This window comes from Actinoplanes sp. NPDC049681 (assembly GCF_044465265.1).
Lineage (GTDB): Bacteria > Actinomycetota > Actinomycetes > Mycobacteriales > Micromonosporaceae > Actinoplanes.
The window spans coordinates 927,680-939,443 of sequence record NZ_JBITLP010000003.1; the positions used below are offsets into that span (position 1 = coordinate 927,680).

An 11,764-nucleotide genomic window follows, 5' to 3' on the forward strand; every position below is an offset into this window, starting at 1 on the left:
CTCGGCGGCGGCCTTGTCCGCGGCGGCCTTCTCAGCGGCAGCCTGCTCCGCAGCGGCCTTCTCGGCGGCGGCCTTGTCCGCGGCGGCCTTCTCAGCAGCAGCCTTCTCGGCCTCGGTCGGCACGACCTCCTGCGTCCAGTTCCAGTCCTTGACCAGCACCTCGTGCTCCGGCGCCGAGGTGGCCGCGGAACCGGGCCAGAGCGAGATCGCCTCGACCTGGAGGCGGGCGGAGACGTCCGTACCCCAGCCGGCCTTCGGCAGCCGGGTGTACGGCGCCGACAGCGCTACGCCGTCAACCGTGACCTGCACCTTCTGCGCCACCGGGTCGACCTGGAACGTGACGGTGTGCCACGCGGTGTCCGGCTTGAGGTAGCCGGCCGGCACCCACGAGCCGCCGTTGGCGTCGGACCAGACCCGGAGCTGCCCGAAGTTCGAGACCCAGGGGTTGAGCACCCACTGGAACGCGGTGCCGTGGTCGGCCTTGCTCTTCGCGCCGTCCCAGACGAACAGGCCGCCCTCGACGGTCTGGGCGTTGCGGGCGCCACCGGCCATCGACGGCACCGACGGCAGCTGGAACGAGTAGCCCGCCCGGTGGATGACGTTCATCATCGTCGCGCCGGACATGCGCTTGTACGCCAGCGCGTCCGCCATCACACCGCGGTGCCCGACGTTCGCCCGCAGGCTCGTGTAGTCGCGGCGGTTGTCCGCGGCGACGTCGGCGCTGGTCACAGCCGCCTGGCCGGCGGCGGCGAAGGTGCCCCCGCCGATGGTCGTGACCCAGCCCGACAGGTCCGCACCGGAACCGACGGTTTCGGCCGGGCTGGCCATCGCGGGGCTGCCCAGGCCCACCGTGGCGGCCACACCGGCGGCGACCGCGGTTCCCAGCAGGGACGCGAAACGTCGCTGTCCCTTGCGGTTCAAAGCCTTCATCAGAATTGATCCTTCCCCGTTCTCGCTGACCTGTTCAGGTTGCCCGCCGCAGTTCAAGGGCGGCTCAACGGCGGTTCAGCGGTCGGTCCAGATCGCCGGCGGTACGGGGGCGGGCACGGGCCCGCCCCCGGGGCGTCAGCCGCGCCCGCTCATCGCGCTGCCGGTCTCCAGCAGCGACTTCAGGTCGCTGAGGATCCAGGCCCAGCCGCCGCCGCCCGCCTCGTCCAGCGGCGAGCCGGCCACCATCGTCGACGTCGCGGGGGCGCCGGTCAGTTCGTGCGTCACGGTCAGCCGGCACACGCCCGGCTGGGACTTGAGCTCCTCGATCAGGTACGTCACCGTCGTGAACGGCTCCGCGGCCGTCGTCGGATCCATGAGCATCCGCCAGGTCTGCTTCAGCAGCCGCGGCGGGTCCGCCTCGAGGACCTCGCCGTCGACGATGGTGTCCGGGAACTGCAAACCGTTCTGTTCGGCGAAGTCGTGCATCTCCTGCGTCGCCTCCGAGCGGTACGAGCCGCCCGGCCGGAGGTCGAAGTAGGCGGGCGCGGCGTAGCCGTACTTCACGGTCCACGCGGGGTCGGTGAGGGCAGCCCAGATCTTCTCCGGGGTCGTCTTGATCCAGACCCGGAAGACCTGGGTCGTCAGCGGCTCGGTCATGTCTCGTCCTCCAGCGCTTTCTTGAGATCGGCGAGCGCCCCGACATGACGCTCCGTGTACTTGTCGATCCACCGGTCGTGGATCAGCCGGATCGGCACGGGGTTGAGGTAGTGCAGCTTCTCCCGCCCGGACCGGCGCACGACGACGAGACCCGCCTCCTCCAGCAGCTTCAGGTGCTTGGCCACCCCGAAGCGGGTCATCTCCACCTCCGACTCCAGCTCGGTGAGCGTCCGCCCGTCCCGGGCGAAGAGCAGGTCGAGCAGAAAACGACGGGTCGGGTCGGCGAGAGCCTTGAACACCCGATCGTCATCCGCCATGACGCAAAGTTAGGTGACCAAATGGTCACATGTCAAGGCCGGAAAAACCCGCCCGGGTACGCCGGGCGGGTTCCGTGAGGTCAGCGTCGCCGACGGCGGGCGGTTCCCCGGAGGTGGACGATCCGGGCCGTGAAGACCGCGGTCGCGATCGCCGCGCCGGCGGTGCCGGCCACTACCAGGGCCAGGGCCAGGGGGACGCGGCCTTCCATCCACAAGAAGCCGACCCGTACGCCGTCGGTGTTCTGGGCGATGAAGACGACGAACAAGAGAAGCATCGCGGCGGCCGACCAGAGCGCGAGTCGCAGCGCCCGGGCCCGCGCCCCGGAGGCCGCCCCACCGCGGGCCGCCGGTGCCTCACCCGCCGGCCCGAGTCCGGCCAGGGTCCGGGCGAGCTCGTCCGGCAGCGGCAGTGCCGGTTCGGTCGGTGGTGCGGAGCCGTCCGGGAAGGGCGGCAGAGCATCCGGCCCGGGGGACGGCCTGTTCTCGGACGGGTACGCCATAACTCCCAGTGTCGCTGATATTGACCTTGCGTCAGGGCCGTACACGCGGCTCCGCAGAATTAAGAACGATCTAATAGACGTCCATCGAATAGCGACGTTACGGTCTCCGCCGGACTTCCCACCCTCCGCACAACGATTCGGATCACCATGCGCAGACCCGTCCTCATCGTCGGCGGCATGGCCGTCGTCACCGTGGCCGCCGGCATCGCCGTAGCGGCCAGTGCCAGTGCCGGTACCACCACGTACGAGGCCGAGGCCTCGGTCAACACCCTCGCCGGCGGCGCGCATACCGTGGACTGCCGCCGCTGCTCCGGCGGCAGCCGTGTCACCGGCATCGGCCGCGAGGGCGTCCTGACGATCACCGGCGTCGTCGCCGAGCGGACCGGCCCCACCAGGCTCACGGTCACCTACACCGGCGAACGCGGACGCACGGCCCAGATCAGCGTCAACGGCGGCGTGCCCACCGCGGTCCTCTTCCCGGGTACGCGCGGCAGCAGCCGCCCGGGCACGCTGCGGGTCACGGCCACCCTTCGAACCGGCGAGAACACCATCGCCTTCGGCAACCCGGCCGGGCCGGCGCCGGACGTGGACAAGCTCGTCATCACCACGGACGGAACGCCGCCCACCCCCGTACCGTCAGCGACAGCCTCCGGTGACCCGGGCGCGACCGCGACCGTCCCGCCGAGCCCTTCGCCGTCCGGATCAGAGCCGCCGGCGTCGACCCCTGCGCCCAGCGGCAACGCGGCGCTCGAGGTGGAGGTGGTGACCATCGTCAACAGCGAGCGGGCGAAGGCGGGATGCCCGGCCGTCACGGCGGACGACCGCCTCACCCAGGCGGCGCGCGGGCATTCCGCCGACATGGCGGCCCGCAACTACTTCAGCCACACCACCCCGGAGGGCGTGGAGTTCGCCACCCGCATCACCGACGCCGGCTACCGATGGTCCAGTGCGGGGGAGAACATCGCGAAGGGCCAGCGCACGCCCGCCGAGGTCATGACGAGCTGGATGAACAGCAGCGGGCACAGGGCCAACATCCTGAACTGCGCCTTCAAGAACATCGGCGTCGGGGTGGCCGCGGACGCCCAGGGATCGCTGGTCTGGACCCAGGACTTCGCCACCCCGCTGTAAGGCCGGTTAACCGCGCCGAGCGCGGGCATGCGGGGGGCATGACCCAGGATCAGTACGCGCGCCAGGACCCGCGCAGCCAGTACCCCGCACCCGAGCTCAAGGGCGGCGACCAGTCCCACCCCGGCGACACCCGTCGCATGCCCGACCGGCCGGACCACGGCGAGGACACGTACCGGGGGAGCGGCCGCCTCACCGGGCGCCGTGCGGTCATCACCGGCGGGGACTCGGGAATCGGCCGGGCGGTCGCCATCGCCTTCGCCCGCGAGGGCGCCGACGTGCTGATCTCCTACCTACCCGAGGAGGAGACCGACGCCCAGGACACCGTCCAGCTCATCGAGAAGGCCGGGCGCAAGGCGGTGGCCGTACCGGGCGACATCCGCGACGAGTCCCACTGCCAGGCCATCGTCGACCGCGCTCTCAGCGACCTCGGAGGCGTCGACATCCTCGTCAACAACGCCGCCTTCCAGATGGCCCAGCCGGGCGGCATCTCCGACATCACCACCGAACAGTTCGACCGCGTCATGAAGACCAACCTCTACGCGATGTTCTGGCTCTGCCGCGCGGCCGTGCCCCACATGCCGCCGGGCGCAGCGATCATCAACACGGCGTCGATCCAGGCGTACCAGTCGTCCAGCGCGCTGCTCGACTACGCCACCACCAAGGGCGGCATCGTCGCCTTCACCAAGGCGCTCGCGGAAGACCTGGCCGAGCAGGGCATCCGGGTCAACGCGGTAGCGCCCGGCCCGATCTGGACCCCGCTCATCCCGGCCACCATGCCCTCGGAGAAGGTCAAGTCCTTCGGCGGCGACACCCCGCTGGGCCGTGCGGGTCAGCCTGCCGAGCTGGCGCCGGCGTACGTGTATTTCGCGTCCCAGGAGTCCAGCTACACCACCGGGGAGGTGCTCGGCGTCACCGGCGGAAAGCCGGTTAGCTGACGCCCACGTACCGCGAAGGCCCAGGTCCGGATGCTTCCCGGCCTGGGCCTTCGGCCCGTCTGGATTCGCGTCGGGGATGGTGATGGTCAGGTTGGGCCCTGCGCTGGGACCAGATCTGCATCGCCGGATAGTCCCAGCCTTCGCTGAGGTCGCCGAATGAATGTCGGATTGGCCGGCTCGTTCGGCCTGCTGGCGGCCTTCGGCCGGCATCCGCCGCGTTTGCGTGGCAGGGGCCCGGGCTCGGGGAGTTGCCCCCTGGCCTGGGCCGATGTGCGTGGAGCGGGCGACGAGAATCGAACTCGCGTAATCAGTTTGGAAGACTGAGGCTCTACCATTGAGCTACGCCCGCGTGGGACCGCACTGCTGTGCGATGCCGCCGCTAGCGTACTGGAATCCCCTCGCCGGACGCGAACCGGTTCCCCCGCGTGGCGCACGCGGGCGACGCCGAGGCACACGCCACAGGACCGACCGCATACACTTGCCTGCGGCCTCGGGGTGTGGCGCAGTTTGGTAGCGCACTCGCTTTGGGAGCGAGGGGCCGTGGGTTCAAATCCCGCCACCCCGACTTTCACCAACAACGAAGAGATCCATCAAGGAGTACGCCTGTGAAGAGCACCGTCGAGACTCTGAGTCCGACTCGGGTGCGGCTCGCCATCGAGGTGCCGTTCGATGAGCTCAAGCCGAGCCTGCAGAAGGCGTACCGCGAGATCGGCTCTCAGGTTCAGATCCCCGGCTTCCGGCGCGGCAAGATCCCGGCGGCCGTGATCGACCAGCGCGTGGGCCGCGGGGCCGTGCTCAACGAGGCCGTGCAGGAGGCCATCCCGCAGCAGATCCTGGCCGCGGTGCGCGAGCACGACGTGAAGACCCTGGGCCGGCCCGAGGTGGAGATCACCGAGTTCGCCGACAACGAGCCGCTGAAGTTCACGGCCGAGGTCGACGTGCGCCCCGAGATCACCATCCCGGACCTCAGCACGATCAAGGTCGAGGTCCCGGCGCTGGAGATCGGCGACACCGAGATCGACGAGCAGATCAACGGCCTGCGGGAGCGCTTCGCCACCCTGAAGACCGTGGAGCGCCCGGCCGCCGAGGGCGACTACGTGCAGCTGGACCTCAAGGCGACCGTCGACGGCGAGGAGGTGCAGGGCGGCTCGGCCTCCAACATCTCCCACGAGGTGGGCAGCAAGCAGCTGCTCCCGGGCCTCGACGACGTGCTCGTCGGCCTGGCCGCGGGCGCCGAGACCACCTTCACCACGCAGCTCGTCGGTGGCGAGTTCGCCGGCCGGGACGCCGAGGTGGCCGTGACCGTGCGCACGGTCAAGGACAAGCAGCTGCCGGAGATCAACGACGAGTTCGCCCAGATGGCGAGCGAGTTCGACACGCTCGAGGAGCTCCGCAACGACCTCCGGGAGCGGCTCACCAAGGTCAAGAAGGTCGAGCAGATCTACGCCGCCCGGGACGAGGCGCTCAAGCAGCTCGTCGCCGCCGCCGACATCCCGGCGCCGGAGGGCATCGTCAAGGACGAGGTCGAGGGCCGCAAGCAGGCCATGACCGACCAGCTGGAGCGTATCGGCGCCACCCTGGAGGACTACCTGGCCTCCGAGGAGAAGACCGAGGAGCAGATCGACACCGAGCTGACCGAGGCGGCCACCGAGGGCGTCAAGATCCAGCTGCTGCTCGACACCATCGCGGACGCCGAGGAGATCCAGGTCTCGGACGACGAGTTCGGCCACGAGATCGTGCACCGGGCCCAGCGTGCCCAGATGCAGCCCCAGCAGTACTACGACCAGCTCGTGCAGTCCGGGGCGGCCGCGGCCGTCTTCGGCGACGTGCGCCGCGGCAAGGCCCTGGCGAACGTCATGGAGCAGGTCGAGATGAAGGACACCGAGGGCAACGTGCTGACCCTGGACGACCTCCGGGCGGCGAGCGAGGACGACCACGCCGGGCACGACCACTGACGTTCCACGAGGGGGCCGCCGCGTGTCCGTGGCGGCCCTTTCCGTGTTCCCGCCACCCCCGATGCGCTGTCAGCGAACACCTGCCCGAGCGGGAAGCTGATGCGCATTCGACCGGTTAGGTTGGTCGTACGACGGACAACCTGCCGGCCGGACCCTCGGCCGACACAGTCAGCTGTGAAGGGCTGCCATGACCGATCTGCACATCCCTGAGAGTCCCACGCTGCGTGGTGACTCCATCAGTGGCAACCTCGACGACTCGGTCTACAACCGCCTGCTGCGTGAGCGGATCGTCTTCCTCGGCAGCGAGGTGACCGACCAGGTTGCCAACCGCATCTGCGCGCAGCTGCTGCTGCTCTCCGCGGAAGACCCGGAGCGCGACATCAACCTCTGGATCAACTCGCCCGGTGGCTCCGTTTACTCCGGCATGGCGATCTACGACACGATGCAGTTCATCGACAACGACGTCGCCACCGTGGCCATGGGCATGGCCGCGTCGATGGGACAGTTGTTGCTCTGCGCCGGCGCCAAGGGCAAGCGCTACGCGCTGCCGCACGCGCGGATCATGATGCACCAGCCGTCGGGCGGAATGGGTGGCACCGCCGCCGACATCGCCATCCAGGCCGAGCAAATGCTGTATACCAAGCGCATGTTCCAGGAGCGGGTGGCCTTCCACACCGGCCAGGACCAGGCGACGATCGAGGCCGACTCCGACCGGGACCGCTGGTTCACGGCGCAGGAGGCCAAGGATTACGGCTTCATCGACAAGGTGATCACCGGGGCCACTCAGGTTCCCGAGGGCGCCGGAACGCTGAACTGAGGAGCTGAGCAATGACGGACCTGACCATGCCTCCCGGCTTCGCTCCGGTGCACAACCGCTACGTCCTGCCCTCGTTCACCGAGCGCACGTCGTACGGGCTGAAGGAGTCGAACCCGTACAACAAGATGTTCGAGGACCGGATCATCTTCCTCGGCGTCCAGGTGGACGACGCGTCGGCGAACGACGTGATGGCCCAGCTGCTGACGCTGGAGAGCGCCGACCCGGACCGCGACATCCTCATGTACATCAACTCGCCCGGTGGCTCGTTCACCGCCATGACGGCGATCTACGACACCATGCAGTACGTGCGCCCGGACATCAGCACGGTCTGCCTCGGCCAGGCGGCCAGCGCGGCCGCAGTGCTGCTCGCCGGTGGCACCCCCGGCAAGCGGATGGCGCTCCCGCACTCGCGGATCATCATCCACCAGCCGGCCACCGAGGGCGGGTACGGCCAGGGCTCGGACATCGAGATCCAGGCCCGCGAGATCCTGCGCATGCGCACCCAGCTGGAGACGCTGATCGCGAAGCACTCCAACCGGCCGGTCGAGACGGTCAGCAAGGACATCGACCGCGACAAGATCATGACGGCCGACGAGGCCAAGGAGTACGGGATCGTGGACACCGTTCTCGCATCCCGCAAGAAGAGCCTCCAGGCCGCCGGCGTCGGCAGCTGATCCTCCCGCCCGCCGCCGTGGCGGACCGGCTCCTGAGCAGGTCCGACGTGGCCGGGAAAACGCCGAATCGGCGGGATGAGTACGCGGTGTCAGGGGCCGGTCGGGTCGCGCTAGACTGACTGGCCCCTGACACGCCCGTTTTGGGGGGTCGGAGAACTGCCCCTGAGCGGGTAACGTCGAGTCGGCAACCTCAGTAACGCGGGTCGGCAGACGATGAGATACCGACGAGGAAATTCGTCCTCGGGCCAAGGGCCGGTGCGAGCCGGCCGATGAGCGCAGGGAGAACGTAGGTGGCACGGATCGGCGACGGTGGCGACCTACTGAAGTGCTCGTTCTGTGGGAAGTCCCAGAAGCAGGTCAAGAAGCTCATCGCGGGCCCCGGGGTCTACATCTGCGACGAGTGCATCGACCTCTGCAATGAGATCATCGAGGAAGAGCTGGCCGAAACCGGCGAGGTGAAGTGGGAAGAACTTCCCAAGCCGATGGAGATCTGCCAGTTCCTCGACAACTACGTGGTGGGGCAGGAACAGGCCAAGAAGGCCCTCTCCGTGGCCGTCTACAACCACTACAAGCGGATTCAGGCCGAGTCGGCCGGCGCGCCCGGCGCGGGTAGCGACGTCGAGGTGGCCAAGTCCAACATCATGCTCATCGGCCCCACGGGCTGCGGCAAGACGCACCTGGCGCAGACGCTCGCCCGGATGCTCAACGTTCCCTTCGCCATCGCGGACGCCACGGCACTGACCGAGGCCGGCTACGTCGGTGAGGACGTCGAGAACATCCTGCTGAAGCTGATCCAGGCCGCCGACTACGACGTCAAGCGCGCCGAGCAGGGCATCATCTACATCGACGAGGTCGACAAGATCGCCCGCAAGAGCGAGAACCCGTCGATCACCCGGGACGTCTCCGGCGAGGGCGTGCAGCAGGCACTGCTGAAGATCCTCGAGGGTACGGTGGCCAACGTCCCGCCGCAGGGTGGCCGTAAGCACCCGCACCAGGAGTTCATCCAGATCGACACCACCAACGTGCTCTTCATCGTGGGCGGGGCGTTCGCGGGCCTGGACCGGATCATCGAGTCCCGTGTCGGCCAGGGCGGCGTCGGGTTCGGCGCGCACCTGCGCTCGGTCTCGGAGCGGAACACCGATGACATCTTCAGCAAGGTCATGCCGGAGGACATGCTGAAGTTCGGGCTCATCCCGGAGTTCATCGGCCGCCTCCCGGTGATCACCACGGTGCGCAACCTCGACCGCGAGGCGCTCATCAAGATCCTCACTGAGCCCCGCAACGCGTACGTCAAGCAGTACCAGCGGCTCTTCGAACTGGACGGCGTCGAGCTCGAGTTCGACACCGGCGCCCTCGAGGCCATCGCGGACCAGGCGATGCTTCGCGGCACCGGCGCCCGCGGACTCCGCGCGATCATGGAGGAAGTCCTCCAGAACGTCATGTTCGAGGTGCCGAGCAACCCCGACGCCGCCCGGGTGGTGATCACTCGCGAGGTCGTGGTCGAGAACGTGATACCCACCATCGTCCCGCGCGAGTTCGTCGGCCGCCGCGCGCGCCGGGAGCGCGAGGAGAAGTCCGCCTGACATCGCCGTACGGTCTCCCGGAGGTTCTGGCCCGCGTCGAGCGTGGCGAACGCCTTCCCACGGAGCCCTGGCTCGCTCTGATGCCGTCACCGTCGCCCCGCAGGGCGGCGGTGACGTCGTTTCCGGGGTACGTCGTGGTCGCGGCGGACGTCGACCGCCCCTGGCTCGACTCCTGGACGCGGGACGGTGACCTCGGCGCGCCGTTGTCCCCGCCGTTCCTCTGCGCCCTCGAGGAGCGGCTGCGGCTGGTCGCCGGGTCCATCGACGCGGTCGTTGTGGCGCCTCCGCTCGCCGGCGATCCGCCCGTGGAGCTCACCCCGATCGACAACGGCACTCATCCGAGGATCGTGCGGGCCCGCCGCTTCCGCACCGAGGTGCGCGCCTGGACCTGCGGCCCGTCGGTGCTCGTCGTGGGCAGGGGGCTGGGGGGCCGCTGGGAAGCCGCGATCGAGGTCGACGGCTCGGCGCGCAATCGCGGACTGGGCCGGTCGCTGGCCCTGGCGGCGCGCCATCTCGTGCCCGACGGCCGGCCGGTGTGGGCACAGGTCGCACCCGGCAATGCGGCCAGCCTGCGCGCGTTCCTGGCCGCCGGCTACCTGCCGGTGGGGGCCGAGGTGCTCCTCACGCCCCCTGCGTACCCGTAGCCGCTTCGTGGGCGTTTCCCGCGCCGGGTCCGCCCCGTACGCTGGCTGGCATGCGCGTCGCCGTATGCCAGTTGAACGCTCGCGATGACCGTACCCGCAATCTCGCCGTGGCCCGCGACCTCCTGGGCCGCGCTGCCGCGGCCGGAGCGACCCTCGCGGTCCTGCCGGAATACGTCGACTACCTCGGACCCGGCGCCGGGCAGCCCAAGCCGGAGCCGGTCGACGGCGAGTTCGCGGCGTTCTTCGCCGAGGCCGCCCGCGACCTCGGCATCTGGGTCCACGCGGGCTCGTTCCACGAGGCCGGGCCGGACCCGGACCGCACCTTCAACACGTCTTTGATCTTCAACCCGGCGGGTGAGCTCACGGCCACCTACCGCAAGATTCATCTGTACGACGTGGAGCTCCCGGGCCGGGTGTCCTATCACGAGTCCCGCACCGTGGCACCGGGTGACCGCCCGGTGGTCACCGAGATCGACGGCGTGCCGACGGGCCTGTCCATCTGCTACGACCTGCGATTCCCGGAGCTGTACCGGCGGCTGGCCGTGGACGGGGCGAAGGTGCTGGTGGTGCCGGCGGCGTTCATGATGCACACCGGCCGGGACCACTGGGAGGTGCTCCTGCGCGCGCGGGCGATCGAGAACCAGTGCTACGTGGTGGCGGCCGGGCAGATCGGCGACCACGAACCGCAGCGGACGTGTTTCGGGCGCAGCATGATCGTCGATCCTTGGGGAACGGTGGTCGCCCAGGCGCCGGATGCCGTGGGCATCGTGACGGCGGATCTCGATCTGGCCCGGCTGGAGGAGATCAGAACCGATCTGCCCAGCCTTCGCAACCGGCGGCTGTCCTCAGAAGGTCTGCACCAGGTAGCCCACGACAGCGACGCAGACCACAGCTCCGCCCGCGATCAGCATCGCGCCACCCATTCGTGAGGGTCCACGCACGATCAGACGGTGCACCGACACGACCACCGCCGCGAGCACCAGGATGCCGATGACCAGCTGAGACAGGGGCATCAGCAAATCGAACAGCGCGTCGGCGGCCAGCGCCGGTTCAGGAGCCATGCCTGCCACTCTGGCACGGGGTGGGACGGATGGGGTTCCTGGGACGGGGGTCGATTTGCTTTTCCGGTGGGGCGTCGCGTAACTTTCTCTCTGCCCGAGGGGAACCCGGACGGAGCGGCACGAAAGTGACCGTCCCGGCGGTCTCCCGGCGGGCGGCTGAAGGAAGGCACTATGCTGACTGACAGCACCGGGCGAGGCGGGCGGATTTGCGCCGGCGAGAACGACCGGGTAGAGTAAACCGGCCAGCAGGAACCGGGCGGATCGATCACCTAGTGATCTCCGGACGGCTGTCAGGCCAACCGACAACACGCACACCCTCAGGGGTGAGCGTTAGCGCGGGAAAACACTTGGGCGATGCCAAGAAGATCCTCCGGGATTTTCCAGGACTTGGGTCTTGCGCTGGCGAGGTCGACCAGGTAAGTTAGAGCGGTTGCCCCGGAGAGGGCCACTTCGGATGAGGTGGTGCCGAACGGTGTGTGGTTGTTCTTTGAGAACTCAACAGGGTGCTTGATAAGCCAGTGCCAATTTGATTTACCCTGGCCAGGCTTTATGTCTGGTGGGAT

At 69.0% G+C, this 11,764-nt stretch carries 13 protein-coding genes, 2 tRNA genes and 1 pseudogene; 9 read left to right on the plus strand and 7 right to left on the minus strand.

Features of this window, described 5'->3' with window-relative positions:
* The 4 genes from ACIBO8_RS14325 to ACIBO8_RS14340 all read right to left on the minus strand — a co-directional run.
* Positions 1–930: hypothetical protein (locus tag ACIBO8_RS14325; RefSeq protein ID WP_396115585.1), on the minus strand; the 930-nt coding region annotated here is incomplete at its 3' end.
* 135 nt (positions 931–1,065) lie between these two features.
* Positions 1,066–1,587, minus strand: a complete 522-nt coding sequence (locus tag ACIBO8_RS14330) for an SRPBCC domain-containing protein (RefSeq protein WP_396115586.1) — start codon at positions 1,585–1,587, stop codon at positions 1,066–1,068.
* Positions 1,584–1,904 (minus strand): ArsR/SmtB family transcription factor, encoded by a 321-nt coding sequence (locus ACIBO8_RS14335; RefSeq protein WP_396115587.1) that lies wholly within the window; start codon positions 1,902–1,904, stop codon positions 1,584–1,586. Before ACIBO8_RS14335 ends, ACIBO8_RS14330 begins: the two co-directional genes overlap by 4 nt.
* A gap of 80 nt (positions 1,905–1,984) precedes the next feature.
* Positions 1,985–2,404, minus strand: coding sequence for a lipopolysaccharide assembly protein LapA domain-containing protein (locus ACIBO8_RS14340; RefSeq protein ID WP_396115588.1), 420 nt, complete (start codon positions 2,402–2,404; stop codon positions 1,985–1,987).
* A 147-nt stretch (positions 2,405–2,551) separates the two neighbouring features.
* Here ACIBO8_RS14340 and ACIBO8_RS14345 point away from each other — a divergent pair, with 147 nt between their 5' ends.
* Entirely contained in the window at positions 2,552–3,532 is a 981-nt protein-coding gene (locus ACIBO8_RS14345) for a CAP domain-containing protein (RefSeq protein WP_396115589.1), read from the plus strand.
* Between the two features lie 38 nt (positions 3,533–3,570).
* Positions 3,571–4,467 (plus strand): glucose 1-dehydrogenase, encoded by an 897-nt coding sequence (locus tag ACIBO8_RS14350; protein ID WP_396115590.1) that lies wholly within the window; start codon positions 3,571–3,573, stop codon positions 4,465–4,467.
* A gap of 275 nt (positions 4,468–4,742) precedes the next feature.
* Here the strand turns inward: ACIBO8_RS14350 and ACIBO8_RS14355 are convergent.
* Positions 4,743–4,816 (minus strand) — tRNA-Gly (locus tag ACIBO8_RS14355).
* Between the two features lie 142 nt (positions 4,817–4,958).
* Here ACIBO8_RS14355 and ACIBO8_RS14360 point away from each other — a divergent pair.
* From ACIBO8_RS14360 to ACIBO8_RS14390, 7 genes and pseudogenes are all read left to right on the plus strand, one after another.
* Positions 4,959–5,032 (plus strand) — tRNA-Pro (locus tag ACIBO8_RS14360).
* A gap of 40 nt (positions 5,033–5,072) precedes the next feature.
* Positions 5,073–6,422, plus strand: a complete 1,350-nt coding sequence (gene tig, locus ACIBO8_RS14365) for a trigger factor (protein ID WP_396115591.1) — start codon at positions 5,073–5,075, stop codon at positions 6,420–6,422.
* Positions 6,423–6,609: 187 nt separating this feature from the next.
* Positions 6,610–7,239: an ATP-dependent Clp protease proteolytic subunit gene (locus tag ACIBO8_RS14370; RefSeq protein ID WP_396115592.1), complete on the plus strand. Its 630-nt coding sequence runs from the start codon at positions 6,610–6,612 to the stop codon at positions 7,237–7,239.
* An 11-nt stretch (positions 7,240–7,250) separates the two neighbouring features.
* Positions 7,251–7,913: an ATP-dependent Clp protease proteolytic subunit gene (locus ACIBO8_RS14375; protein WP_396115593.1), complete on the plus strand. Its 663-nt coding sequence runs from the start codon at positions 7,251–7,253 to the stop codon at positions 7,911–7,913.
* 290 nt (positions 7,914–8,203) lie between these two features.
* A complete protein-coding gene (gene clpX, locus ACIBO8_RS14380) occupies positions 8,204–9,496 on the plus strand; it encodes an ATP-dependent Clp protease ATP-binding subunit ClpX (protein ID WP_396115594.1) in 1,293 nt (430 codons plus the stop codon).
* Between the two features lie 110 nt (positions 9,497–9,606).
* Positions 9,607–10,140, plus strand: a complete 534-nt coding sequence (locus tag ACIBO8_RS14385; protein WP_396115595.1) for a GNAT family N-acetyltransferase — start codon at positions 9,607–9,609, stop codon at positions 10,138–10,140.
* A gap of 50 nt (positions 10,141–10,190) precedes the next feature.
* Positions 10,191–10,982, plus strand: a pseudogene (locus ACIBO8_RS14390) (carbon-nitrogen hydrolase family protein); the annotation flags it as partial.
* Between the two features lie 3 nt (positions 10,983–10,985).
* Here the strand turns inward: ACIBO8_RS14390 and ACIBO8_RS14395 are convergent.
* The gene (locus tag ACIBO8_RS14395) at positions 10,986–11,201 is read right to left on the minus strand and encodes a hypothetical protein (RefSeq protein ID WP_396115596.1); all 216 of its coding nucleotides are present in this window, start codon (positions 11,199–11,201) and stop codon (positions 10,986–10,988) included.
* A gap of 317 nt (positions 11,202–11,518) precedes the next feature.
* A partial coding sequence (locus ACIBO8_RS14400) for a hypothetical protein (RefSeq protein WP_396115597.1) occupies positions 11,519–11,764 on the minus strand: 246 nt, incomplete at its 5' end.